Origin of the sequence: Thermococcus sp., from assembly GCF_027012695.1 — an archaeon.
Taxonomy (GTDB): domain Archaea; phylum Methanobacteriota_B; class Thermococci; order Thermococcales; family Thermococcaceae; genus Thermococcus.
The window spans coordinates 15,149-38,904 of the sequence record NZ_JALUYR010000057.1 but is presented as its reverse complement, the minus strand read 5'-3'; the positions used below and the strand labels follow the sequence as shown (position 1 = coordinate 38,904).

At 56.7% G+C, this 23,756-nt stretch carries 23 protein-coding genes and 1 other RNA gene; 16 read left to right on the top strand and 8 right to left on the bottom strand.

Annotated features, from left to right (window positions below):
* The first annotated feature begins 198 nt into the window (after nucleotides 1-198).
* The 12 genes from MV985_RS04915 (at nucleotide 199) to rnpB (ending at nucleotide 12,286) form a co-directional block, all read left to right on the top strand.
* Entirely contained in the window at nucleotides 199-2,661 is a 2,463-nt protein-coding gene (locus tag MV985_RS04915) for an ABC transporter substrate-binding protein (protein WP_297463772.1), read from the top strand.
* Between the two features lie 171 nt (nucleotides 2,662-2,832).
* Nucleotides 2,833-3,888: an ABC transporter permease gene (locus tag MV985_RS04910; protein WP_297463770.1), complete on the top strand. Its 1,056-nt coding sequence runs from the start codon at nucleotides 2,833-2,835 to the stop codon at nucleotides 3,886-3,888.
* A gap of 11 nt (nucleotides 3,889-3,899) precedes the next feature.
* Entirely contained in the window at nucleotides 3,900-5,360 is a 1,461-nt protein-coding gene (locus MV985_RS04905; protein WP_297463767.1) for an ABC transporter permease, read from the top strand.
* Nucleotides 5,361-5,370: 10 nt separating this feature from the next.
* Nucleotides 5,371-6,330, top strand: coding sequence for an ABC transporter ATP-binding protein (locus tag MV985_RS04900; RefSeq protein ID WP_297463765.1), 960 nt, complete (start codon nucleotides 5,371-5,373; stop codon nucleotides 6,328-6,330).
* Nucleotides 6,331-6,340: 10 nt separating this feature from the next.
* Complete coding sequence (locus MV985_RS04895; RefSeq protein WP_297463763.1) at nucleotides 6,341-7,348, top strand: ABC transporter ATP-binding protein; 1,008 nt, start codon at nucleotides 6,341-6,343, stop codon at nucleotides 7,346-7,348.
* 24 nt (nucleotides 7,349-7,372) lie between these two features.
* Nucleotides 7,373-7,855: a hypothetical protein gene (locus MV985_RS04890; RefSeq protein WP_297463761.1), complete on the top strand. Its 483-nt coding sequence runs from the start codon at nucleotides 7,373-7,375 to the stop codon at nucleotides 7,853-7,855.
* A complete protein-coding gene (locus MV985_RS04885; RefSeq protein WP_297463759.1) occupies nucleotides 7,852-8,616 on the top strand; it encodes an NAD+ synthase in 765 nt (254 codons plus the stop codon). The genes MV985_RS04890 and MV985_RS04885 overlap by 4 nt, the downstream gene beginning before the upstream one ends.
* A gap of 9 nt (nucleotides 8,617-8,625) precedes the next feature.
* The gene (locus MV985_RS04880) at nucleotides 8,626-9,459 is read left to right on the top strand and encodes an EamA family transporter (RefSeq protein WP_297463757.1); all 834 of its coding nucleotides are present in this window, start codon (nucleotides 8,626-8,628) and stop codon (nucleotides 9,457-9,459) included.
* A gap of 111 nt (nucleotides 9,460-9,570) precedes the next feature.
* Nucleotides 9,571-9,978 (top strand): DUF61 family protein, encoded by a 408-nt coding sequence (locus tag MV985_RS04875; RefSeq protein WP_297463843.1) that lies wholly within the window; start codon nucleotides 9,571-9,573, stop codon nucleotides 9,976-9,978.
* 5 nt (nucleotides 9,979-9,983) lie between these two features.
* Complete coding sequence (locus MV985_RS04870) at nucleotides 9,984-10,259, top strand: hypothetical protein (RefSeq protein ID WP_297463755.1); 276 nt, start codon at nucleotides 9,984-9,986, stop codon at nucleotides 10,257-10,259.
* A gap of 41 nt (nucleotides 10,260-10,300) precedes the next feature.
* Nucleotides 10,301-11,926, top strand: a complete 1,626-nt coding sequence (locus MV985_RS04865) for a hypothetical protein (protein ID WP_297463753.1) — start codon at nucleotides 10,301-10,303, stop codon at nucleotides 11,924-11,926.
* Between the two features lie 38 nt (nucleotides 11,927-11,964).
* An RNA gene (rnpB, locus tag MV985_RS04860) (RNase P RNA component) lies at nucleotides 11,965-12,286 on the top strand.
* Between the two features lies 1 nt (nucleotide 12,287).
* Here rnpB and MV985_RS04855 read toward each other — a convergent pair.
* From MV985_RS04855 to priL, 3 genes are read right to left on the bottom strand one after another with little or no spacing between them, the layout of a single operon-like run.
* On the bottom strand, nucleotides 12,288-13,133 hold the full coding sequence (locus MV985_RS04855) for an EamA family transporter (RefSeq protein ID WP_297463751.1): 846 nt from the start codon (nucleotides 13,131-13,133) through the stop codon (nucleotides 12,288-12,290).
* Nucleotides 13,123-14,163 carry a DNA primase catalytic subunit PriS gene (gene priS / locus MV985_RS04850; RefSeq protein ID WP_297463749.1) on the bottom strand — a complete coding sequence of 347 codons (1,041 nt, stop codon included), beginning with the start codon at nucleotides 14,161-14,163 and terminating at the stop codon, nucleotides 13,123-13,125. The genes MV985_RS04855 and priS overlap by 11 nt, the downstream gene beginning before the upstream one ends.
* Nucleotides 14,156-15,385, bottom strand: coding sequence for a DNA primase large subunit PriL (priL, locus tag MV985_RS04845; RefSeq protein WP_297463747.1), 1,230 nt, complete (start codon nucleotides 15,383-15,385; stop codon nucleotides 14,156-14,158). Before priL ends, priS begins: the two co-directional genes overlap by 8 nt.
* Nucleotides 15,386-15,560: 175 nt before the next feature.
* Between priL and MV985_RS04840 the strand changes: the two genes are divergently transcribed.
* From MV985_RS04840 to MV985_RS04830, 3 genes are all read left to right on the top strand, one after another.
* Entirely contained in the window at nucleotides 15,561-16,319 is a 759-nt protein-coding gene (locus tag MV985_RS04840; protein ID WP_297463746.1) for an ATPase domain-containing protein, read from the top strand.
* Nucleotides 16,320-16,383: 64 nt separating this feature from the next.
* Nucleotides 16,384-17,550, top strand: a complete 1,167-nt coding sequence (locus MV985_RS04835; protein WP_297463745.1) for a hypothetical protein — start codon at nucleotides 16,384-16,386, stop codon at nucleotides 17,548-17,550.
* Nucleotides 17,532-18,659, top strand: a complete 1,128-nt coding sequence (locus MV985_RS04830; protein WP_297463743.1) for a tripartite tricarboxylate transporter permease — start codon at nucleotides 17,532-17,534, stop codon at nucleotides 18,657-18,659. Before MV985_RS04835 ends, MV985_RS04830 begins: the two co-directional genes overlap by 19 nt.
* An 8-nt stretch (nucleotides 18,660-18,667) precedes the next feature.
* Here MV985_RS04830 and MV985_RS04825 read toward each other — a convergent pair whose 3' ends face one another.
* Complete coding sequence (locus tag MV985_RS04825) at nucleotides 18,668-18,976, bottom strand: DUF5748 family protein (protein WP_297463741.1); 309 nt, start codon at nucleotides 18,974-18,976, stop codon at nucleotides 18,668-18,670.
* A gap of 68 nt (nucleotides 18,977-19,044) precedes the next feature.
* Here MV985_RS04825 and MV985_RS04820 point away from each other — a divergent pair, with 68 nt between their 5' ends.
* Nucleotides 19,045-20,235, top strand: a complete 1,191-nt coding sequence (locus MV985_RS04820; protein WP_297463739.1) for a class I SAM-dependent rRNA methyltransferase — start codon at nucleotides 19,045-19,047, stop codon at nucleotides 20,233-20,235.
* Between the two features lie 70 nt (nucleotides 20,236-20,305).
* Here the strand turns inward: MV985_RS04820 and MV985_RS04815 are convergent, their stop codons facing one another.
* From MV985_RS04815 to MV985_RS04800, 4 genes are all read right to left on the bottom strand, one after another.
* Complete coding sequence (locus MV985_RS04815; protein ID WP_297463736.1) at nucleotides 20,306-21,049, bottom strand: RlmF-related methyltransferase; 744 nt, start codon at nucleotides 21,047-21,049, stop codon at nucleotides 20,306-20,308.
* A gap of 21 nt (nucleotides 21,050-21,070) precedes the next feature.
* Nucleotides 21,071-21,871, bottom strand: coding sequence for a serpin family protein (locus tag MV985_RS04810; protein WP_297463841.1), 801 nt, complete (start codon nucleotides 21,869-21,871; stop codon nucleotides 21,071-21,073).
* Nucleotides 21,872-21,899: 28 nt separating this feature from the next.
* Entirely contained in the window at nucleotides 21,900-22,337 is a 438-nt protein-coding gene (locus MV985_RS04805) for a serpin family protein (RefSeq protein WP_297463734.1), read from the bottom strand.
* An 86-nt stretch (nucleotides 22,338-22,423) separates the two neighbouring features.
* Nucleotides 22,424-23,686: a M20 family metallo-hydrolase gene (locus MV985_RS04800; protein WP_297463733.1), complete on the bottom strand. Its 1,263-nt coding sequence runs from the start codon at nucleotides 23,684-23,686 to the stop codon at nucleotides 22,424-22,426.
* Between the last annotated feature and the right edge of the window lie 70 nt (nucleotides 23,687-23,756).

Below are 23,756 nucleotides of genomic sequence, written 5' to 3'. Positions count from 1 at the left end.
ACAAGCCCCAAACACGAAGCAATATGGGTTTTTATCTTCTTGAGCAGTTCATTCTGGTAGTTCTCAATGTACGTGCTTTTTTTCCGCGGGTTACTTTCACAGGAACGTAACCCTTAAATAGGCTTTCAATGTATAATCCCATGCCATTGTACCCCACATAGGGCAAGGCTGCCAAAAAATGAAAGGAGGCAGAAGGATATGAAGAAGGCTTTGGGATTGTTTATAATGGGTGTGATGCTGTTTAGTTTGTTTGCCATCCACCCCGTCAGTGCGGCGGACTACCAGCCTAAGGACATACCACTGAAGAGCGATGAGGCAAAGGCCCGCTTCAAGGCCGACCTCCGGTGGTACCTCAAATACGGCCACATGGCCATCAGCAACGGTCCGTACATGCTCGTCATGTACTCCCCGGAGAACCTCTACCTCAAGCTTGAGAAGTTCAACGGTCCGAGGAAGGTCTTCACCGATACCCTCCCGAGGGAAGGTCACGCCGATGTCATCGAGTACCAGGGTGTCCAGAACCCCGAGAACGTCATCCTCCAGATCGCCAAGGGCGAGTACGACCTTGGAATGTTCTCCTTCCCGGCCGGAAAGTACCAGGGTCTGGGAAGCGACGTCCTTGAGAAGCTCAACCTCTACAAGAGCGCCAGCTCCTACAACGAGCTGACCTTCAACACCTACCACGACCCTGACAAGGACGCTCCGATCGTTACCGTCGGCGACAAGGTCTACTTCAACCCCTTCGCCATCAGGCAGGTCAGGTTCGCTATGAACTTCCTCATAAGCAGGGATTACATCGTTCAGAACATCTACCAGGGTAGTGGCGCCCCAATGCTCGGCTGCATCAGGCCCAGCCACCCGGCCAACAAGTACTTCGTTCCGGTTTACAATGCCCTTAGTATAACCGGTGCCGGCAACGAGGAGTTTGCCCTCAAGCTCATCGCCAAGGCCATGGACGATGCCGCGAAGGAGGTCGCCAAGTACGGCCACAAGCTCGAGAAGAAGGCCGACGGCTTCTGGTACTTCGACGACCAGCCGGTTGAGGTCAAGTTCATCATCCGTATAGAGGACGAGAGGCACGAGATCGGTCTCTACGTCGCAGACCTCCTTGAGAAGAAGGTTGGCTTCAAGGTTGACAGGCTCGAGTGGGACAGGAAGAAGGCAGGTCAGGTAGTCTTCGCCAAGCCGCCGAGCAACTACGAGTGGAACATCTACACCGGCGGATGGGGTGCCGGCGGTATCCCAAGCGTCTGGATTGACGACTACACCGCCTGGTTCTACGCCGCCTGGTACGGCTACGTGCCCGGCGCCGTTGAGCCGAAGCACGTTAACACCGTCACCGTTGAGGACGCCCTCAAGTACATAGGCAACGGCAACGTTGACGCCGGTCTGCAGAAGATCGAGACCACTTACTACAAGAGCGCCGACAGCCTCGGCCCGATGCTCAAGTGGACCGAGGAGGAGCTCACTTACCTGTTGACCTACTTCACCATTGACAGGAAGTCCATCGAGGGAACCCCGCACCTTCACCCGGACCTCGTCCCCGAGGAGCCGATCAAGATAACCACCGAGGGCCAGTACTGGGACCTCCAGAAGATCAGCATGCTCATCGGTGTCCTTGAGAGCGCCAGGGTGTTCCTCATCGAGACCTGGGAGTTCTACCCGGCCAACAAGGAGAGGGTCATCAAGATCGTTGCCGACCCGAGCACCGGTATCGGCCAGCGCTGGAGCATCATGACGGCCGAGACCCCGGACAAGCACCTTAAGATCGCCCAGTTCGCCTCAACCGGTGCCATGTTCATGAGCGCCTTCAACCCGGTCGGCGGTCTCAACGACGTTTACAGCACCCGCGTCTGGAACCTTGTCAGGGACTACGGATCCTCCACGAACTTTGATGGTATAGTCAGCCCGTACAGGTGCAAGTGGGACCTCGAGCGCGGTCACTTCACCGTTCCGGACGATGCGGTTATCTACAACCAGACCCAGGGCTGGATACCGGCGAACAAGGGCAAGGACGCAGTCGTTAAGATCAAGATCACCTGCGACTTCGGTGAGTGGCACAACGGCGTTAAGGGCAACATCGACGACCTGAAGTACTACATCGCGTTCCTCTACACCTGGGCCTACAAGGACGGTGCCGACGACCCGTACTACGACGAGAGCCTCGGTGGAACTGCTGCAGCCCTCTCCAACATCCTCGGCTGGAAGTTCACCGACGACGGCTACATCGCCTACGGAACCTACGAGCACCCGCTCGCCGACGACATGACCGCAGGGTTCTACGTCTTCTACCCGCAGCTCCCGTGGGAGCTCTACTGGGCCATGGGTGAGCTCGTCGCCAACGCCAAGGAGTACGGCATTGACAAGACCTACTCCTTCAGCAGCGGCTCGGAGGGAGTCCTCTGGCTCGACCTCCTCACCAAGGAGCACACCGACGACCTCGCCAAGGTCATGCTGAAGATCTCGGGCCTTACCTGGGAGGACATAACCAAGACCCCCACCACCAGCCAGCCGAGCAGCAGTCCGACCACCAGCAGCCCGACGACCGCACCCAGCACCACCCCGAGCGGTGGAGAGGGCGGCAACACGACCACCTACGTCGTGATCGGCCTGGTGATAATCATCATCGCCGCGGCCGCCTGGTACTTCATGAAGAAGTGATTTCGTTCTTTCCTCTCTTTTTCCGGTTTTGAAGTCTGCCCTTTGACCCTGACCGACTCTTCTGCTCACGTGCTCAAAATGTGTACATCGATGCAGTAAGATATATAAAGTCAGTTTTACAATGCTGAAAAAGATACGTCAAACCCAATCGGTATACTTGGGGGTGGAAAGATGGGGTATCTCAAGTACCTGCTGTTTAGAATTGCGAACGCAATCCTTGTGCTGCTGATAGTGACCTTTATAATCTCGGCGCTCTTCGTTAAAGTTGCCGAGGAGAGCAACCGCTCGAAGATGTATGAGGAGTTGATGCAGTGGGAAAGAACCGAGGGTGCTAAAATCAAGCAGAGCCAGGGTTTGGAAGCCTTTGAACAGGCCAAGGCCGCGAAGCAGAAGGCCCTGGAGGAGAAGTACGAGCTCAACATCCCCTACTGGCAGAAGGTTTATCGTAAGGCGATACGTACCTTAAAACTGGATTTTGGGACGACCAGCATGCCGATCTTCGGAACCAACGACGTTGCGGAGATCATCAAGGTTGCCGTTCCCAGGAGTATACTGCTCTTCACCACGGCAACGGTAATAGTTATCATACTCGGTATATATCTCGGTGTCAGGGCGGCCAGACACGCCGGCAGTCTCTTTGACAGAAGCCTGTCGATTTTTGCGCTCCTGACCTACAGCCTGCCGATGTGGTGGACGGGAATGATGTTTCTCCTGATCTTCGCCTACAAGCTCGGCTGGTTCCCGCTGAGCTCGATGTTCGACCCACAGCTGACCGGCTGGGAGCACGTCAAGGACGTTATCAAGAAGCTCGCCCTTCCCGTCTTCACCTACGTCTTCGTCGTCTTCGGCGGCTGGGCCTGGACGACCAGGAACATCATGATCGGCACCCTCCAGGAGGACTTCATCATGGCGGCGAGGGCCAAGGGTGTCCCCGAGAGGAAGATCATCTACGGCCACGCCCTCCGTGCTGCAGCTCCTCCGATAGTCACCATGATCATCTTCGCCCTCCTGGGTTCACTCGGCGGTGCCATCATCAGTGAGCTCGTCTTTAACTACCCAGGAATGGGCAGGCTCTACTGGGTTGCACTTCAGCAGAACGAGACCAACCTCCTGATAGGACTCACGTACTTCTTCACGGTGCTCTACCTGGCGGGAGTTGTCCTCGCGGACATGGTCTACGGATTCCTCGACCCGCGTGTCAAGGTCGGTGCTTCCGCCAAGATGTGAGGTGATTCACGATGAGATGGGTCGATATCAAGGAAGGATTTAAGGAGTTCCTCGCCGAGTTCAAGCGTGAGAAGACCGGCATAGCCGGTGTTCTCCTCCTTGTCCTCCTCGTACTGGTAGCGCTTACAGCTCCATACACCACGATGCCGGATCTTCCCGAAAAGTGGAGGAGCTCGGCCTACTGGGAGGACAACCCCAAGAACGTTCCCCCCAACTGGTACAATATGTTCACCTCCCACAAGCTAGTTCCCCAGAGGGTCTACTACGTTGATGACCTAAAGATAAACCATCCCAGTGACACTGAGACCATAATAGAGGCCGACTACGACTTTCCCAAGGGATATTACAAGGGACCGCAGGGCATAATCATAAGGGGCCTCAACGTGACCCTAAACGCTCCATCCCAGGCGCCGACCATGGACATATACCTCCTCCGGCCCGATGGAAAGAGGATACCGCTCCTCAAGAACAAGCCCCTCACCTCGAGCACCACCATATCCATCGGAAGGGACAGCACGGTCTCGACCAACGTCTACATCTGGCTCGTCAACGTCACGGAGGGCAGGGAGATAACTCCCTTTGAGGTGCCCCTCCAGACCATACTCATCAGCGACATGGTAGCCCCGATGTTCGCCAAGGTTGAGCCGGGTATGGATGTTGAGAAGATAATAGAGAATCCCGAGCCTCTGTGGGGCACTTACAAGCTCGTGCTCGACGTCAAGAACCCCGCTCCCAAGTACAACCAGGTTGACTACAGCAACATGAAGGTGACCTTCCTCGGCAGGGTCTATGGAACGATGGGCACCGACTACCTCGGCAGGGACCTCTGGGCCGGAATAATCTGGGGAAGCAGGGTCTCCCTCACGATAGGCATACTCGTGTCGGTCCTGAGCACGATAATAGGCCTCGTGTACGGTGTTACGAGCGCCTACCTCGGTGGCAACACGGACGAACTGCTCATGCGTATCAACGAGATCTTCGCCTCGATACCGAGCCTGCCGATACTCATCCTCATTGGTGCTACGGTTGGAAAGGTTACGCTGTGGTTCATAGTTGCACTGCTCGTTATCTTCGGGTGGATGGGAATAGCCAGGATTGCCAGGAGTATGGCCCTCCAGATCAAGGAGCAGACCTACATCGAGGCCGCCAAGGCCCTGGGGGCCAGCAACGGAAGGATAATCTTCAAGCACATACTCCCGCAGCTGCTGCCGTATGCCTTCGCGGTCATAGCCCTCAGCGTTCCTGGAGCCGTTATAGCAGAGGCTTCCCTGAGCTTCCTCGGTATCGGCGATCCGAGCGCGGTAACGTGGGGTCAGATACTCAACGCGGCCCAGGCTCAGTCGGCGACGACCAAGGGCTACTGGTGGTGGGTCCTCCCGCCCGGGCTTGGAATAGCGGTCGTCGGTCTGACCTTCGTTCTCATAGGAACGGCCCTTGACAAGATACTCAACCCGAGGCTCAGGAGGCTGTGAGGTGGTACGAATGGCAAAAAACGTGCTCGAAGTTAAGGATCTCAAGATGTATTACTTCACCTCGAAGGGTGTCGTCAAGGCCGTGGACAACGTCACCTTCAACCTCAGAAAGGGTGAGGTGCTTGGACTTGCCGGGGAGAGCGGCTGCGGTAAGTCCTCCCTCGGCTTTACTCTCCTTGGCATGCCCACTCCCCCCGGCAAGATAGTCAGCGGCAGCATCAAGATTGACGGGCGGGAGATAGTTGGCCTTCCGGAGGATGTTCTCAGAAAGGAGATCCGCTGGCAGAAGATCTCGATGATCTTCCAGGGGGCCATGAACGCCCTCAACCCCGTCTACACCGTCGGCTACCAGATGGTCGAGCCCCTCATCCTCCACAAGGGAATGAGCAAGGACGAGGCGATAGACAGGGCCCAGAAGTACCTCGAACTCGTTGGCCTCGATCCGGAGATAGTTTACCGCTATCCCCACGAGCTCTCCGGCGGTATGAAGCAGCGCGTCATCATAGCGACCGCCCTTCTCCTCGAGCCGGAGGTGGTCATAGCGGACGAGCCGACTACTGCTTTGGACGTCGTCGTCCAGGCCCAGATCATCAACCTCCTGAAGAAGCTAAAGAAGGAGCTCGGCCTTTCGATGATATTCATCACCCACGACCTGAGCATCCTCGCCGAGATCAGCGACCGTGTTGCCATCATGTACGCCGGAAAAATCATCGAGATAGGCGACAGCGAGAAGATCTACTACGAGCCTGCCCATCCCTACACACAGAAGCTGCTCGCGGCGATACCGAGGCTCCACGAGGACATTGACAGGCTCGAGTTCATCCCGGGTCAGCCACCCAACCTGATCAACCCGCCGAAGGGATGCCGCTTCCACCCGAGGTGCCCATACGTCATGCAGGTCTGCAGGGAACAGGAGCCCGAGCTGAAGGAGATTGATAAGGACCACTACGCCGCATGCTGGCTGCTGTGAGGTGTGAGAAATGGCCGAGCCGATACTCAAGGTTGAAAACCTGAAGAAGTACTTCCCGATTAAGAGGAGTCTCATAGACACCCTCAGGGGAGTTCCCCAGAAAATGGTGCACGCGGTTGACGGCATCAGTTTCGAGATATACAAGCAGCAGGTCTTCGCGCTCGTAGGTGAGAGCGGCTGCGGTAAGTCAACCACGGGCAAGCTCATAGTCAAGCTCCTCGAACCGACCGACGGCAAGATCTACCTGGAGGGCAGGGACGTCACCCACATCAGGAGCAAGGAGGAGATTCTCGCCTACCGCAGGCGCGTTCAGATAATATTCCAGGACCCTTTCAGCTCCATGAACCCGCGCTTCAGGATCTTTGACATACTGGAGGAGCCGCTGCTCATCCACGGTATAGGTGAGACCAAGGCCGAGCGCGAGGAACTCATCTACAAGGCCCTTGAAATGGTCAAGATAACCCCGCCCGAGGAGTACGTCGGCAGATTCCCGCACATGCTCTCCGGTGGTCAGAGGCAGCGTGTGGCCATAGCCAGGGCCCTCATCCTGAACCCCACATTCATCGTCGCCGACGAGCCGGTCTCGATGCTCGACGTCTCGATAAGGGCCGAGATCCTGGAGCTGATGAAGGAACTGAAGGAGAAGATGGGCGTCACCTACCTCTACATCACCCACGATATGTCAACGGCCAGGTATTTCGCGGACTGGATGGCGGTGATGTACCTCGGAAGGATAGTTGAGATGGGTCCGGTCGAGAAGGTCATAGACAACCCGCTCCACCCGTACACAAGAGCCCTGCTCGCTGCGGTTCCAGAGCCCAAGCCTGAGAGGAGGAACATCATCAAAGAGCTGCCTATCAAGGGTGAGGTCCCCAACGCCGTTGACATTCCCCCAGGATGTCGCTTCCACCCGAGGTGCATTTACGCCCAGAAGGGACTCTGTGACGTCGAACAGCCTCAGCTCATCGAATATGAACACAACCACTGGGCCGAGTGCCACCTCGTGGGCAAGTACTGACCCTCCTTTTCTTTTAGTTTGGTGATGCCGATGGGAACCCTCAGGGACGCGCTCTCGTACCCGGTTCTCCGGGCGGGCATTCTGATGCTCCTGATAGCACTTCTTATAGCGATCGCCGGGCTTTACCGGGTCGACAGGCACTACTCCTCTTCTGGAACCCTCGGGGAGGGAATGCACTACCTCGGGGACGACCGTTTCGAAAACGAGTACCTCTACCACAACAGAACGCTTACGCTCTCATCCAACAACGCGACCTTCTCCCTCCTCCAGGGAAACGAGATGTGGAACTACACCCTCATCAACGAGTCGATAACCCTGCATCCCTCGATGCGCCCGGTTATCTACGTTTTCCACGGTGAGGTCAACTACAGTTACGATGCCAGGGCAGTTGATTACCCCTACGCCATCTACTCGATGGTGGCCTTCGTTATCATGCTGGTCGGTATTGTGCTGTCCTTCATCGGCTACACCCAGTTCCTGAGGGATGTTAGGGAGGGAAGGAGATGAGGAAGCTCGACTACCACGCCGCGATTGAGAGGATAACTGCCTTCATCCGGGAGAAGGTTGATGAAGCGGGTGCTGACGGCGTTGTCATCGGGATAAGCGGTGGAATAGACAGCGCCACCACGGCCCATCTTGCGGTTAAAGCTCTCGGAAATGAGAAAGTTCTGGGCCTGATAATGCCCTACTACGAGAAGGGTGACGTTGATGACGCCAGGCTGGTCTGTTCATCCCTGGGGATTGCGTGCAGGGAGATAGACATAAAGCCAATCGTCGATTCCTTCGTTGCCCAGCTTGGCTTTCAACCGGATAAGCGCTCCCTCGGCAACATCATGGCCAGAACGAGGATGGTTCTACTCTACGCCCACGCCAATCAGCTTAACAGGCTCGTGCTCGGAACGAGCAACAGGAGCGAGTTCCTCACCGGCTACTTCACCAAGTGGGGCGACGGCGCCAGCGACTACGCGCCGCTCATAAACCTCTACAAGACGGAAGTGTGGGAAATAGCCAGGCTCCTCGGCGTCCCCGGGAGGATAATCGAGAAGAAACCCACTGCCGGCCTCTGGGAGGGTCAGACCGACGAGGACGAGCTGGGAATAAGCTACCGCCTGCTGGACGAGATACTGTGGAGGCTCGTCGACCTCAGGATGCCGAAGGAGAGAATCGCGGAGGAACTTGGCGTTCCGGTTGAAAAGGTAGAATACGTTCAGGACCTCGTCAGAAGGAGCGAGCACAAGAGAAGGCTCCCCACGGGTCCTGAATTCTGAGGTGAGTCGATGGGAAGGGACTACCTCTTCGTTTTTCTTGCCGCGAGCATGTGGGGAACCCTGGGGATATTCGCCAAATACTTGGACGGCTTTGGTTTGGATACGTTCACGATGGTGTTTTACAGGGTTTTCTTTGCAGTCGCCCTTCTGTCTGCGTACCTCAGGCTCAGGGGCATCGGTTTCCCCATCGAGCGCTCCAGACTGAAGTTCTACGCCCTCTACGGGTTCTTCAGCGTTTTCCTCTTTTACAGCCTCTACTTCTATACCGTCACGATATCATCGGTTTCCTTCGCGGTTTTGCTCCTCTACACAGCTCCGGTTTATTCGATGATCCTGGGTAGGATTCTTTTCGGGGAGCGGCTCACCCCAGGAAAACTGCTCTCCCTCTTCCTCGTGATGGCCGGCGTTGTCCTCGTCAACGGGACGGGGGGAGGCTTTTCAACCCGGGCGCTCGTCTTCGGCCTGCTGACCGGCTTCACCTACGCCCTCTACGGTGTCCTCGGAAAGTTTGCGGTCAGAAGGGAGGAGCCGGAGAAGGCCCTCTTTTACACCCTCCTGTTCGGCCTGATGTTCCTGCTCCCCTTCGCGGACTTCAGCGTTCCGAGGGGGGCCCTTCCCTACCTCCTCGCTCTGGCTCTCTTTCCGACCTTTCTCGGCTATGTCCTCTACAACCACGCGCTGAGGAAAGTTGAGGTGAGCAGGGCCAGTATAATAGCGACCGTTGAACCCGTGGTTGCGATAGTTCTGGCCTTCATATTGTTTGGGGAGAGGCTAACGGTGGAGCAGCTCATCGGCGCGGCGTTCATCATCGGGGGCTCGCTCATCGCTCACACCGGAGGATAGCCGGTAAAATTTGAATTTGACAGATATAAGTCAAAGTTTGGGGCTAGAGGCTATTAGATTAGCGTCTAAAAGTCAAACAAAGCTTTTGGGGTGGTGTCCGCATTGAGGATCATGCAAGGTGTGGAGGATCTTTTGATGCGGGAAATCGCGGGGATAAACCTTCACCTCCCCGCCATCAGGCCGGCGCTCTCCGAACTGCTCCGGTCCGACGAGCCGAGGGTCAGGCTGCGGAACGGGAGTTATCACCACTTCAGACGCTCCGAACTCGAATACCTGGCGAGTCTGCTGGAGGAAGATGAAGCCGATCGCCTGAAGGTTCCCATAGTCCTCGAGATAAGCACCCTCCACAGGGGCTACTTCAGGGTTCGTGGAAGGGTCGAGGTTAAGGTCATCGAGAAGGTTCTCGGAACATACGACCCCCTGGATGAGAGGGACGAGGGGCTGTACCCCAGGTACCTGCTCCCGAGGATTAGGAGGGCCCTCCCAACGACAACAACATACGCATTCGTTCCGGAGTGATGAATATGGACGAGGAAACCAGGGTGTTGAGGGATTACCTGGCCTTCACGGTTCCCCACGTCACCGTGCTGGCCGGGGCGGTGCTCGGAATACTTCTTCTGGCAGGGATTCAGGTCAGAGTCGCCCTTGGGGTATTTGCAATCATCTATGGCCTGATGCTTGCTGTTCTCGTCCTCATTATACGGCCCCACGTCTCCAGAAGGGGTCTTTATCTGCTCTCAATGGGCCTTGCCCTGGGGTTGATGGTAGTAGGGGTCCTCGTACTGGCCATCGGGGAGTAGGTTTATATTGGAAGCAGTACAATGGGCTGTGGTGAGAACGGATGAGGAAGACGGTGGTGTTTCTGGTTCTGCTGTTGCTGGTGATCTCCTCTGTGCCCCCTGCATCCGCCCAGTTCGAGCACCTCGTGACCAGGGACGAGATAACCGTGGTTAGGGGTGATTATGCCACGGGAGAGCTAAGTTTGAAGAACGAGGGTGGATACACCTACAAGGTTGTAAGCCTTCAGAAGTTCTGGGTCGAAGACAGCGGGGGAAGGGTCGTTGAGGGCTTCCGATTCGAGGCTTTCCCGAGGGTTTTCGGCAACTGGAACCCTGGGAGAGTTTATTCCATGTCCTATAACCTGACCTGTCCGTCCAACGTTTCGGGCGGGAACTACACCCTCTACCTTCGGTTCTGGGCCGTTACGGGGGACAATACCATGTACATCCTGGTTACGAAGGTTCCCCTCCATGTTATACCCGAACCCCTTGTTTTCAGGGCGGCCGAGGCCTACGTTCCGAGCAGGCCCGGTTCCTCCTATGTTCTCAACGGGGAAAGGATAGTCGTTGTCTCCCACGTTATCAACCTGGGCCATTTCCCGATACGGGCCCTTGGAAGCGTCTCACTCATCGGGAAGGGGAGGGCTTACTTCCACGAGGATCGAAACCTGACCTTTATTCCTGGGGACAACCTGGTGAGGTTTGAGGTGCCGGTGGGATACGACCTCCCTGAGGGGGTCTACCGGGTGGATTACAGGATCCGGTACTCCGACGGCGAGTACACCTACTCCCGGGACTTTCAGGTCAAGTTCGGGGTAACGCTTGTTGGGGTATCCCTGAAGTCCGAGGAGGTAAAGATCAACGAGGAAAACACCGCCTATCTTACGCTCCTCTCGGAAAGGGTGATAGACCTCAACCTGACTGTGCGGGCCTACAGAAACGGAACCCTAGTATCAAAGACCGTGGAACCGGTTCACATCACTGGGGGAACCAACGTGATCGAGGTTCGGCTCCCCACCAACGTCTCGGGCAACATCACCGCGGTGCTCGGGCTTACCTATGGGAACAGGGTCGTGGGCGAGGGCAGGGTGACCTACAGGGTCCTGGCACCTCCGATTCTCAAGGGCGTCTCCTACGAGAGAACAGGCGACAACGAGGTTACCTTCCGGGTTCTGATAGAGAACCCCGCCGACGTGCCCGTTGAGGGCGTGCTCTCCTACCGCATATCCACCGATGAGGGCGTCCTGTACAGGGACTCGGTAAAGCAGTCCATACCCCCCGGAATCAGTGAGGTTACCGTGAAATTCCAGGTACCCGCGGGAAAGACGATCTACTACGAGTTTTCCCTGCTGGCGGAGGGTGAGAGCAGTTCAATAAGTGGCCATCTCTACGTAGAACCGCCGGCCCCACCCACCACGACAGGTTCCACAACGACCACGCCCTCCACAACGAGCACACCAGAGACCACCACGACCGCAGGCGGCAGCGGTTCCAGGGGGCACTGGATGGTCCTCGTCCTTGCGGTCTTCCTGATCTTGGCGGTGGGGGCGTGGTACTACCTCCGCGAACAGAGAAAAACCCGGAAAAAGCGTGTTCGCCCCAAGCCAAAGCGCCGTTCTCCACTGGGCAGGTTCAGGAGGCCCAGACGCCCTCACTTCAGGGAGAGGGGGGAACTCCCCAGAAAGTAGCCAAAGGTTTTTATTATTCTCAGTATAACCTACATCCGGCGAGGGGGTCGGGGACTCCCGGGGCACTCCCGAGGAAGTTCCGCCCACCTCACCGGGGCCGCGGTGCCGCAAGGCACCTCCCGAGAGGGAGGGCAACGGCGCAGAAACGACACGGCCTCCGGGGGATGTGGATGACGCGCGCGAAGGGGCTCGCGAGAGTCCCCGAGTTAACCCGCAGACTATCCCGGAGGATGCGGTGAAACGGCCGTCCCGCGGGGTGCAAGGCCGAGGGAGGGGCGATGAGTTCCCGGTGCGAGCCCCGTGGTAGGCCGCTCAGTCGAATGTCCCCTTGATACAGAAGGCGGGCTACGACCCCCTCGCCTCACCTTCTCAGAACGTCCAAAGCGGAAGCGAGGAGTATGAGAGCACCCCCGATTGCCGTGGTTGCCCCGGGAACCTCGCCGAAGACCAGGAAGGCATAAACCACTGCACTAAGCGGATCCAGATAGCTGAGTAGAGCGGCCTCGTTCACCTCCACCGTTTTAAGACCATCCATGTAGAGGAAGAGCGCGAGGACGGTGTGAACCACCACCAAAACCAGGATGGCCCACCAAACAGGTTCTCCTGTTTTCTGGACTACCACGAAGGGAAGGAGAACAAGGGACGCTATTCCAAGCTGGAGGAGCGTTAGAAGCTTTCCATCAACGTCCCGAAGGAACCTGCCAAAGTTTGGAATCAGCGCGTAGAAGAGGGCAGCAATGAAGGCCAGGATTACACCAACGAAATCCCTGTCGTCGAGACTGAGCTTCTGACCGCCTATTATCAGCGCCAGCCCGAGGAAGGCCAGCCCTATGAGCGCCCACCTTTTACCCGAGATTCTCTCCCCCAGGAAGCGCCAGGAGATGAGGGTTGCCAGTATTGGGGCGGTGTAATAGACGAGGACCGCGTTCGCTATGCTCGTGTAATTGAAGGCTGTGAAGAGAAACGCCCAGTTGAGGGCCAAAGCGGTGCCAAGGCCCAGGAGGGGCTTCCACCTTTCCCTTATCAGTCCCGGGATTTCATCCAGACTCTCCCGGTCAAAAAGCCCGACTACAGCAAGAAGAAGGAGAAACCCGAGAGAAACCCTTGCGAAGGCCACACCCGTCCCGGAAAGCCCCGAGAATCGCGCGAAGATTCCGACGCTTCCCCAGATGAGCATCGCACTTGCTATTTTGACCTTACCATTCATCCCCGTACTCCTCGCGCCATTTTTTGTAAGCCTCCTCAACCTCTTTTCTCCGGAACTCCGGAACCGCATCCCGGAGGGGGTCGAAGCGCTCGAGCTTTCTCTCATCCTGCCCGATGTAGGTCGTCACGAGGCCGACCTTTGAGTGTAAGCTCGACGGCAGGCGGAGGATCCTCTTCACATCAACCGTAACCCTGCCGTCGAAGTAGGCCTTTGAGAAGGTGCTTGAAAGTGCGAAGAGCTTCGTGAGGCTCCTGTACCCTATCCCCTGGGGAAAGGCCGTCAGGAGGCCCTTTCTGACGAAGTTCTCGTATATCTCTTCCCGGTTCTCCAGGAGCCTTTCCACCCGGGATTTGTTGAGTCCAATGTTGAGGAGATGGTTCGCGTTGGCCCTCTTTATGAAGTATCCGAAGCGCAGGCGGAAGACCCGATAGTAGCCGGAGGAGAGCATTATCCTTCTGCTCCGTATGTCCTCGAAGGTTATCTCCTCCGCGGCACTGATGTAGGAGAGAACCCTTTCCCTCGCCTTTCCATCGAGGGCCATCGCCCAGTCGTCGAGAACCCTGATGTGGTACCCCCTGCCCGAATAAACAACGTGAACCCTCTCAACGTCAAAGTCCTCCTTGAGAACAATAAGCGTGTCCCTCGCGAGTTCCTTTGCATCCTCAAGACAGATGGGGCACACCTTTCCGTGTTCGTGGAGGTCCTGGCATCTTCTCAGCGGCAGGTCCTTGGCGTCTATGTCGAAGACAAGCTCCGCTCCAAGCCATCCCTCCATCTCGCGGGGGTTCTCGTAGAGGGCCACGGATGAGTAGACCGCGTAGGGGGCGGTTGCCTTCACGTAGTCCTCAAGGTCACGGACGTCGAGAAAGACGTTCTTCCTATCGCTCGGCCCCTCGCCGGTATGATCGAAGCCGAACTCCCTGTTCTCAAGGGTCTCAACTATGAACTTCGGCAGTTTCTTCGCGCTCCATTCTTTCCTGTAATACCTGGAGCGCTCGGCCTTCGTTGCCTCCCTGAAGAGTTCACTCATCCCCGCGCACCCCCGACCCTTCGGAACCCTCGTCCTGTCCTTTCCCCTGATTCTCCCGTCTGCTCTCAAGGTAGAGCTTCCTGAGGTAATAGGTTAGGGGATTCTTGATGTTCCTGCAGTCTCTGTCCGGCTTGCAGAGCTCCGGCGCGTTGGCCCGTATCTTGGAGCAGTTGGGTGGAAAATACCAAGGTGAATTCCCGCTGTCCTCAAGCGTTGGCTTGTCGGTGAGGCCGAAGCCGAGGTGGTACCAGATGTTCTTTATCTCATGCGGCTGGTCCTCGAAGAGGGGCGGCTTGCATCTGTTCCCGGCCTCGATGATGACTGGGAGTATCTCCCTCTCTATGACGTCCAGACTCTCAACGCAGTCCCTAACGCGGACGTCCCTCCTGGGCGGATTGGGACAGAGGCGCGCGTAGCTCAGGAAGCTCGTGAGGAGAACCGTTATCGCGTAGTTCCTCAGACCGGCCGGAACGCCGCCGAGGGCCGTCTTGACGCACGGCGGGAAGAGGTCGAAGCGGAGAGGCCCTGCTTCCGCTCTTCCGAACTTCTCGAGCCTCTCCCTGAAGCGCTCCCTCGCTATCTCTCCAAGCCTCTCGTAGAGTTTCCTGTAAAAGTTTGGCAATTCATCGCGGACTTCATAGAGCAGGTTTACCGCCCTCTCAAAGTTCCTCTCAAAGGAGCGCTTCCACAGTTCGAGGGCCTGATCCCTGGTGACGTAGGCGTATCCCTTTCTCACGTAGACCTCCTTGAGGGAGCCGTCCCACAGGCTGAGAAAACGGCTGAGGTGAACCCTGTAGGCGAGTCTAAGTTTCTCCTTCTCCCCCCCGGATATCTCCCTGTGATGGGTCTTCTCCAGTATGGCCCGGTCCCGGGGTGGTATCTCATTTCTTTTCACCTTCTCCAGCGGGACGGAGAGACCCTCCAGCGAGGGGGACAGTTTTATCCTTTCCAGGTAGACCCTCAGGTTGGCCTCCCTCACAAGCTCCATCTCGATGCCGTAGGGGGAAAATGCAAGGGCACCGAGGAGCGCGTAGAAAGTCAGCAGATCTTTGATGTCCTCGAGCTCCAGGAGTTCCCGGGGAACGTGATCCCAATCGAAAGAAACCCTCTCGAGTGCCTCTTCTTCGCTAACGTAGGAGGGGATGATCGTCAGCAGCTCTGTTATACCGCCGAACTCCTCCTCAACAAGCCTCCGGGCTTCCTCGCCGAAAGGATCCAGCATGCCGTCACCTCCAGTGGATAGGGAAATCTCAATAAAACGCTTTCCCCTGAGACGTTTCCGCGGGGGGGTGGTGAATCCGAACCCAATGTTTCCCAAAAGTTTTATATCTTCCCTGGTTCCATATGTTATATCCGGAGGGAGCCGGAATTTCACAGTGATCCCCAGGGTGATTTGAATGGTGGAGGGACGCAGAGTGTATAGGATTGAGAGGGTGAAGAGCGGGATTAAGGGTTTCGATGATCTGATCGAAGGCGGCTTCCCGCGGGGGACAACGGTTCTCGTCACGGGCCCGACGGGTAGCGGCAAGACCACCTTCGGTGTTCAGTTCGTTTACAGCGGCGCGGCACTCTACGATGAGCCCGGCGTTATAGTCACCCTCGAAGAGCGGGCCAGTGATTTAAGACGCGAAATGCTCGCCTTTGGCTGGGACCTGGAGAAGTACGAGAGGGAAAGGAAGATAGCCATCGTGGACGGTGTCAGCACAGTGGTTGGACTTCCCTCGGAGGAGCAGTACGTTCTCGAGGGCAACCTCAACACCGAGGACTTTCTGCGCTACATCTACCGCGTCGTCAAGGCCCTAAACGCCAAGAGGCTCGTCATTGACTCGATACCCTCAATAGCCTTCAGGCTTAAGAAGGAGGAGGAAGTGCGCTCCGTTCTCCTGCAGCTGAACACGATACTCCTTGAGATGGGAGTTACCTCGATTCTCACAACGGAGGCCCCCGATCCCGCGAGGGGTAGAATAAGCAGGTACGGCGTTGAAGAGTACATAGCCAGGGGTCTGATCCTCCTCGACTTCGTGGAAAGGGAGGTTGAGCTGAAGCGCTACCTTCTCATCAGGAAGATGCGCGAAACGAAGCATTCGATGAAGAAGTATCCCTTTGAGATAACCGAGGAGGGCATCGTCGTTTACCCAAGCGGTGAGCTCTACTGATCCCCACCCGTTCTTTCCCCAATCCGGAGTAAACCTTTTAAGGACCGATGCGTTACTCTCCCATATGGTCAGTAGGAAAACCAGGATTATGGTACTGATCATCGCGATCATCATGGTTATGGGAGCACTCCTCCGGACAGGAAACGAGAGGATGGACTCCAGCCATTTCGTCGGGCTGTGCGTTCGCACCGGGGATGGCTTCTCCGTTCTGACGGACGGGAAGAGGACTGTGGGAGTTTACGCCTCACTTGAAATTGGGAGGGTATACCTCGTTAGGGGGATTCTCCTCAACACCACCCGCGGGCTGAGAATGAGGCCCGAAACAATTGGGGAAGCGGAACCAACCTTTCCCCTTGATCACATCACCGGCGCCTACTGGCCATCCCGCGGTTATTCTCTCCTCACCCCTGAAAGGGTAAGGCTGGCCCTTCCCCTCCAGGTCAGAAAGGGAGAGCTCGTTGAGGTGGCCGGCCTGTGGTACGGGGGAAGGTTTTATCCAATCAACACCACTTCCAGGGGTTTTCTCACCCGCCCCGAGGATGGAATGCCCTGGACGGTCGAGGGCACCGTTATCGGCACGGGCGCTGGGACGATCCTATGGAACGGAAGCGAGGAGATAGTTCTCTACCTCCCCTACGGCATCAAGCCGCGGCCGGGGGAGAGGATCAGGGTTACTGGAAGGACGAGGTTCTACTCCCGGCTCTCCCTCCTTGTGGATTCCCCCGACGATGTCGTGGTTCTCGGACGGGCTGCCGTGAAACCCCTGGAGGTGGCCCGGATAGGGGAGATAGCCGCGGGCGAGTGTGCCGTAACGGGAACGGGCCGTTTTCTCCGGTTGAACTGCACGGGACTTAAGCTCGCCGGCTTTTCCGCCAGAACCGGTGACACAGTTCGCTTCGAGGCCCTCCGGAGGAAATCGTCCCTCCTCTGTCTCAACTGCACGGTAACGGTTCCGAGGGAGGATCTTCCCAACGGCATCTGCTCCTTCTCGCCCGGAAGACTGGCGAGGATCTCCGGGAAGGTTTCATGGGTTCGAATTTATCGGAACGGGTTTGGACTCGCCAACGTTACCCAGGACCGCTGCTGGGTTCTCCTGAAGCTCAGGAAATCCCTTGGGGCGTCCATTGAAACCAACGGGAGCGTAACGGCGTACGGTCTGTTCACCACGTATAGAAACATGCCTGCCCTCGAAATCAAATCCGGTGATGACCTGTGTTCCGGGAACTGCTGATGGGGATCGCTGGGGGAACTCTCAGCGGCATCCTCCCCGGGATTCACGTGAACACGCTCGCGGCCCTCGTGTCCCGTCTTGGGGTAGGCGACAACTTGGTTCTGCTGGCCATGGGTCTGACCCATACTTTCCTCGACGTCGTCCCCTCTGCCTTTCTGGGTGTTCCCGACGAGGGAACGGCCCTGGGTGTTTTGCCTGCACACCGGTTGGTTCTTGATGGCAGAGCCATGGAGGTGGTGAGAATCGCTCTCTGGTCCAGCCTCCTGGCGATCGTGATGACGGTGCCCCTGCTGCCCATCTACCTGAGGCTGGCACCCCTCTACCGACCTTCGGTCGGACGATTGGCGGTTCTCTTCCTCGCGGCCATGATTATATTTACCGAGACGGGGATGAGGAAGCTCCATGCTCTGGCGATCTTTCTGCTCTCGGGCATCCTTGGAATCCTCACCTTCAGGCTGGAACTGAGCCAGCCCTTCTACCACCTGTTCACGGGGCTCTTCGGGATCCCGGTGATTCTGACATCACTCCATAGGCGATCGCATCCTCCCCTGGAGCCGGGAGGGGCGGACGTCCTGATGGAGGGCTGGAGGTTCGGCCTCTTCTCCCTGCTGGGAACGGTTCTCGGTATGGCGGCCTCGCTGGTGCCGGCTTTCACCTCGTCTCAGGCGGCTCTTATCGGGTCGTTCCTCTCCAGGGATGAGCGCTCCTTTCTGACGGTGGTGTTCTCGGTCAATACGGCCAACTTTATCTTTTCACTGGTGAACTTTTTCTCAACGGGCCGTGTCAGAAACGGGATCGTGGCCCTCATGCATCCACATTCGGTCGGTCTGGGCACGTTGGTGATGGCGTCGCTCTTCGTCGGATTGGCGGTGACACTGTACGGCGAGCCCCTGGCGGAGGCGGTGCTGATGCTCCTGAGGGGGATCCCCTACCGTCCTCTGAACGCCGCAGTGCTGGTTTTTCTGGTGGTTCTCTCCCTGATTTTCGACGGTTTTTCTGGCCTTCTCGTCCTCCTCGGAGCCTCCCTTGTGGGGCTTCTCGCGGTTATCCTCGGTGTCAAGAGGACGAACTGCATGGGGGTCCTCATGCTGGGGATAATAATCGGGTAAGAAAGGAATTAGGCGGATCTCTCCTTGAGGACCCTCTGGAAGCCGGAATAGTCGGTGACTATCCTCTTTCCGTCGAGGGTCTCGAAGTAGACCTTCTTTATCTTGACCTTCCTGACGTCGGTGTACTTCATCCGGGGTGGATCATAGGAGCCGGGCTCCACGACCTCGTCCTCGACGACGTAGGTTTTGAGCTCGGGCTGGCCGATGTACTTCCAGACCTCGTAGAACACATCCGGCCTGAGGTGAATCTCGCCCTCGAGCTCTGTCCAGTCTGCCCCGATTTCCTCTAGAAACTCCTTCACGACCTCGAAGTGCATAGAACCACCAGCATAGTATAGAACGCTAAGGGTTATATACCTATCGCCGAACACCAGACGGTGGTGAGATGGCCAAGGTAATAGTTGACGCCCAGGCGGCGAGGGCGATAGGTAAGGGCGCGATGATAGTTTTCAAGAAGGGAGTGGTCAGAACCGAAGGTGAAATAGAACCCGGTGGGATAGTCGAAGTGTACACGCGCGGTGGCAGGTTCCTGGGCAGGGGTTTTGTGAATCCCAACTCCAACATAATGGTCAGACTCGTAACAAAGGATCGCGAGACCGAGATAAACAAGGAGCTCTTCCGCGAGAGGATACAAAAGGCGAACGACTACCGCAAGGATGTGCTCGGCTACGATAGGGCCTACAGGATGGTCTACGGCGAGGCCGATTATCTGCCGGGATTGATAGTTGACCGCTTCAACGAGATAGCCTCCCTCCAGATCTCGAGCGTCGGAATGGAGCGCTTCAAGATGGAGGTTGCAGAGGCGATAATGGAGGCGGAACCTGAGATAGAGACCGTCTTCGAGAAGAACACGGGAAGATCGAGAAGGAGGGAAGGGTTACCCGAGATAGAGCGCGTTCTCCTAGGCAAGGACAAGTACCGGACGGTAATCGAGGAGGGCAAAGCCAAGTTCATCGTCGATATGCGCGGGCAGAAAACAGGCTTCTTCCTCGACCAGAGGGAGAACAGAATCGCCCTGGAGAAGTACATCAAGCCGGGAATGAGGGTTCTGGATGTGTTCACCTACACCGGCGGCTTCGCCATTCACGCGGCAGTTGCAGGAGCCGGTGAAGTTGTGGCCGTTGATAAATCTCCCTGGGCCATCGACATGGTGAAGGAGAACGCCAAACTGAACGGCGTCGAGGACAGGATGAAGTACATCGTTGGCTCGGCCTTCCAGGTTATGGAGGAAATGATAAAGCGCGGTGAGAAGTTCGACGTGGTGATACTCGATCCTCCGGCCTTCGTCCAGCACGAGAAGGATTTGAAGCGCGGATTGAGGGCCTACTTCAACGTGAACTATGCCGGCCTTCAGCTCGTCAAGGATGGGGGAATATTAGTTACCGCCTCGTGCTCCCAGCACGTTGATCTGCAGACCTTCAAGGACATGGTCATAGCCGCGGGGGCCAAGGCCGGGAAGTTCATGAAGATGCTTGAGCCCTACAGAACCCAGTCCCCCGATCACCCGATACTCCTTGCCTCAAAGGATACCGAATATCTTAAGGCCCTCTTCCTCTACGTTGAGGACATGAAGTGATTGAAGGGGACGATGAGGAGAATGCACCTCCACTGAACCCGGCAGATGATGAGGAAACGGGTCCGAGTCCCTAAAGCGTTAAAATCAGGCTGTGCCTCCAGCGGGTTCCGGCTTTGAATCGGATGTCCCTAACGGAGTAGCCCAGCTCTTCCCCCCTTTTTGTTATGACATCTATCAGCGGCTCCTTGTCGGGAAGGAACAGCGCAACCTTTCCTTTGGGGTTCAGGTAGTCAAGCGCCTCCTCTATAAGCCTAACCGAGAACCCCTCGCCGTATTTGCCGCCTCCAACCCCTTCCCTCTCCGTCAGAACGCCCTTAGTTGGGGCCTCGTAGTAGGGTGGAGCGGAGAAGATTACATCGAAGCGTTCTCCCTCAGGAACCACACCGCGGATTATCCCGCCGTTGCTCCGGAGAAGCCTCACTCCAGCGTTATTCCTCTCGATGTTCCTTCTCGCGTACTCGAAAAACTCATCGTCGATTTCAGTCGCGGCAACGTCGCAGCTGAATATTTTGGCAGCCATGATGGCCATCATCGCGGTATGCCCGGTCCCGATCTCCAGAACCCTTTCACCGCCCCTCAAAAACGTCTTCAGGAAGAGGTAGCGCGAGACCGGTGTTGTAACGAGGCCCCGCGGGTGGTATTCTATATCGAGCCCGAAGACGGCCTTAGCTATCGCCCGGTTGTAGAGTATTCTAGCCTCTCTGTTCGAGAAGTCGAGCCTTCCGCGCTCGTCGAGATATTTTCCCAGCTCGGGGAATATTTTGACGGCTTCCCTCACCGGCAGTCCGAGCTTCCCGTCCCTCCACGTTGGCATGGAAAAAGTTGGAGGGGGGATTTAAAAGCTCACTCCCCCGGGTTCACCAGCCTGCCCATGAAGAGTATCGCGCCGGTTTTCCCTGTCGTAGATGAGGAAGATGAAGGGGTGGTCCGCGTTGAATACCTTGTACTTCGGCTTTTCTCCGGGTGCAGAGGCTGATATGAGTATCACTGCAGTCGCCGCTGCTGCCTCGGTTCCGTTCTCGGCGACGCTTATGAAGGTCTTGTGGATGACGTCGCTTATCGCCAGTTCCCCCTTCGGCGATATCCCTAAGAAGTCAGGCACCGTGAACGCTTTTTCCATTCCCATATCCATGAGGGCATTCCTGAGGCGATACGTCTCCTCGAGCCTGAACTTTGGAAGGGTCACCTTCACGCTCTCCTTAGTCGTCCCGTTCAGGATTTCCCAGATGAAGCCAGTGCTCAGTTCTTTCTCCACCTCGCCAAACTTCCCCTCCCCCGGGAGGATTATCAGCATGCCCATCCTTCCGCCCTCGTAGGGCAGTTCGAGGGCCTGAAGCTCGTCGTTCTCAAAGTAGGGGAACTTCCAGGTCTGGTGCATCATCGGCACCGTGACCTGGCCTTTTGGGGAGTGAAAAGTCCCGTTCCACGTGCCGCCGTCGAACCTGCTCGACCAGTTGGCCCTGAAGTAGACCGCGTTCGTTATTATCAGCCTCGTATCCCCGCTGGGCTTCGACACAATGTCCCTGATCCTGCCGTTGGTCCGCTCCTCGACCCAGCCGTTTATCTCCCTCGCGGCACCGTTGGGGTCCTTCACGAAGTCTACCTCACCAACCTCCCCGAGGTAGAACTCCCTTATGATTTTGGGGTACTCCTCGTTTATCGGATTAGCCCCTCTGGACCCAGAGCGCGTTAGCCGTTCTGAGGATGTATGAGCTATTCGAGGTTTTCAGGGAGAGCAGCAGGTACCTGAAGCCCGTCCACCTTGCCTCATCCTCGGATGGCAGGTGGAGAACCTTCCCCATGTCCTCTCTTGTGACGCCGGTTGCCCCCTCGTAGGCCATGGCCAACGCGGTCTCAACGCTGTAGGGGGAGAAGAAGAGGTTGTCGTTTTCCTTTGCCAGCTCCATGTAGAGGTCGATGGCGAAGGCGTTGATCCCCTCAACCACCGCTTTTTCCTGCTCTTCCTTCAGAACGTCATGTTTGGTATCCTGCGGTGTGATGGATGAGCTGCCCGGGGTTGTGGATTTACCGTTCTCGGCCTGCCCGAGACAGCCCCCCACGATGACGGTGAGAAGTAGAACCAGCAGAACCAGTCGCCGCATGGAATCACCGGGAATTACTACGTTGAAGATGTATAAATATCTGGCGATGACTTCAAAACTACCCGAAACAAAATGATGTAAAAGAATCAGAGGAGCGCCAGGGCCGCCATGACCTTGGCGTCCTCGACCATGTTGTCTATCTTCGCGTATTCGTTGGGCTGGTGTGCGGTTTCGTCGAGGGTCGCCCAGACCACCGCGGGAATACCGAGTCGCCTGAAGAAGGCCGCGAAGGTTCCGCCACCTATTCCTCCGACCTTTGCTTCTTTCCCGCGGAGTTCCTTGAGGGCCTTCTTGAGGAGTTTGACAATCTCGCTGTTTGGATCCGTTGGGGCGGGAGCGTCGAGGCGCTGGATTACCTCTATGGCTATCTCTGGCAGAACCCTCCCCTCAATCTCCTTCCTGTACTTCCCCCGGATCTTGTCGGCGAGGGCCTTAGCGTCGTTGAGTATGTCATCGAGGCTGTACCTCGGCAGAACCCTGCAGTCAAAGACAACCTCGTGCTCGCCCGGAACTATGTTCGGTGAATCCGCTGGATTTTTGACCATCGTCGGCTCGAAGGTGCTTTCCGCTGGCTCGAAGAGTTCATCTCTCTCGGAGTACTTCTCGTGGAGGTGTTTATCGAGGTGGTAAGCTAGGTCGAGCGCAACGCGGTGGGCGTTGAGGCCTTTTTCGGGCATGCTCGCGTGAACCTGCTTTCCATGAACTTTGACCTTGAACCAGAGGATGCTCTTTTCTGCTACCTCGATGAATGTTCCCTCCTCGTTTCCACCATCGGGAACCAAGACGAGGTCGTCCTTCCTGAAAAGCTCCGGGTGGTTCTTTATCAGCCACTCAACGCCGTATTTGCTCCCGGTTTCCTCGTCGCTTACGAAGGCTAAAATCACGGTCCTCTTAGGCCTTATCCCCAGGTTCATCATGGCTTTAACGGCGTAGAGAGAAGCCACCAAACTCTGCCCGTTGTCCTCGCTTCCCCTTCCGTAGACCTTTCCGTCCTTAACGACCGGCTTGAAAGGGTCACTCTCCCACTTGCTCAAATCCCCCGGAGGGACCACATCGAGGTGGGTTAAAATCCATAGCCTCTCGCTTTCCTCGCCCTTCTTGCCGTAGTAATAGGCCAGGATGTTGGGCCTTACGCCGTTCTTGGCCCTCTGATCGGGAGCATTGTATACCTCGATCTTATCGAAGGACCAGTCCTTTATTATCTCGAGCAGCTTCTGAGCCTTCTCATACTCCCCTTCGCCGCCGTAGTCAGGGCTTATCGCTGGGATTTTTATGAGCTCGATGAGGGTCTCCACCATCTCCTCCCTCAGTCCCTCTATCTCCCGGGAAACCGTCTGAACATCGGTCATGCCACCACCGGGGTTAGTCCTCCTTCAAGCTTAAACGGTTTTCGAAACCCAACCCCTTATATACCCTCCC

Excerpts from the sequence above, each read along its gene's own strand:
- MV985_RS04895 (WP_297463763.1), top strand. The coding sequence starts at position 6,341 with ATGGCCGAGCCGATACTCAAGGTTGAAAACCTGAAGAAGTACTTCCCG.
- MV985_RS04890 (WP_297463761.1), top strand. The coding sequence starts at position 7,373 with ATGCCGATGGGAACCCTCAGGGACGCGCTCTCGTACCCGGTTCTCCGG.
- priL (WP_297463747.1), bottom strand. The coding sequence starts at position 15,385 with ATGCTGGATCCTTTCGGCGAGGAAGCCCGGAGGCTTGTTGAGGAGGAG.
- priS (WP_297463749.1), bottom strand. The coding sequence starts at position 14,163 with ATGAGTGAACTCTTCAGGGAGGCAACGAAGGCCGAGCGCTCCAGGTAT.
- MV985_RS04820 (WP_297463739.1), top strand. The coding sequence starts at position 19,045 with ATGGCCAAGGTAATAGTTGACGCCCAGGCGGCGAGGGCGATAGGTAAG.
- MV985_RS04825 (WP_297463741.1), bottom strand. The coding sequence starts at position 18,976 with ATGCACTTCGAGGTCGTGAAGGAGTTTCTAGAGGAAATCGGGGCAGAC.
- MV985_RS04855 (WP_297463751.1), bottom strand. The coding sequence starts at position 13,133 with ATGAATGGTAAGGTCAAAATAGCAAGTGCGATGCTCATCTGGGGAAGC.
- MV985_RS04915 (WP_297463772.1), top strand. The coding sequence starts at position 199 with ATGAAGAAGGCTTTGGGATTGTTTATAATGGGTGTGATGCTGTTTAGT.
- MV985_RS04865 (WP_297463753.1), top strand. The coding sequence starts at position 10,301 with ATGAGGAAGACGGTGGTGTTTCTGGTTCTGCTGTTGCTGGTGATCTCC.
- MV985_RS04910 (WP_297463770.1), top strand. The coding sequence starts at position 2,833 with ATGGGGTATCTCAAGTACCTGCTGTTTAGAATTGCGAACGCAATCCTT.
- MV985_RS04835 (WP_297463745.1), top strand. The coding sequence starts at position 16,384 with ATGGTCAGTAGGAAAACCAGGATTATGGTACTGATCATCGCGATCATC.
- MV985_RS04900 (WP_297463765.1), top strand. The coding sequence starts at position 5,371 with ATGGCAAAAAACGTGCTCGAAGTTAAGGATCTCAAGATGTATTACTTC.
- MV985_RS04905 (WP_297463767.1), top strand. The coding sequence starts at position 3,900 with ATGAGATGGGTCGATATCAAGGAAGGATTTAAGGAGTTCCTCGCCGAG.
- MV985_RS04800 (WP_297463733.1), bottom strand. The coding sequence starts at position 23,686 with ATGACCGATGTTCAGACGGTTTCCCGGGAGATAGAGGGACTGAGGGAG.
- MV985_RS04805 (WP_297463734.1), bottom strand. The coding sequence starts at position 22,337 with ATGCGGCGACTGGTTCTGCTGGTTCTACTTCTCACCGTCATCGTGGGG.
- MV985_RS04875 (WP_297463843.1), top strand. The coding sequence starts at position 9,571 with ATGCAAGGTGTGGAGGATCTTTTGATGCGGGAAATCGCGGGGATAAAC.
- MV985_RS04880 (WP_297463757.1), top strand. The coding sequence starts at position 8,626 with ATGGGAAGGGACTACCTCTTCGTTTTTCTTGCCGCGAGCATGTGGGGA.
- MV985_RS04885 (WP_297463759.1), top strand. The coding sequence starts at position 7,852 with ATGAGGAAGCTCGACTACCACGCCGCGATTGAGAGGATAACTGCCTTC.
- MV985_RS04870 (WP_297463755.1), top strand. The coding sequence starts at position 9,984 with ATGGACGAGGAAACCAGGGTGTTGAGGGATTACCTGGCCTTCACGGTT.
- MV985_RS04840 (WP_297463746.1), top strand. The coding sequence starts at position 15,561 with ATGGTGGAGGGACGCAGAGTGTATAGGATTGAGAGGGTGAAGAGCGGG.
- MV985_RS04815 (WP_297463736.1), bottom strand. The coding sequence starts at position 21,049 with ATGCCAACGTGGAGGGACGGGAAGCTCGGACTGCCGGTGAGGGAAGCC.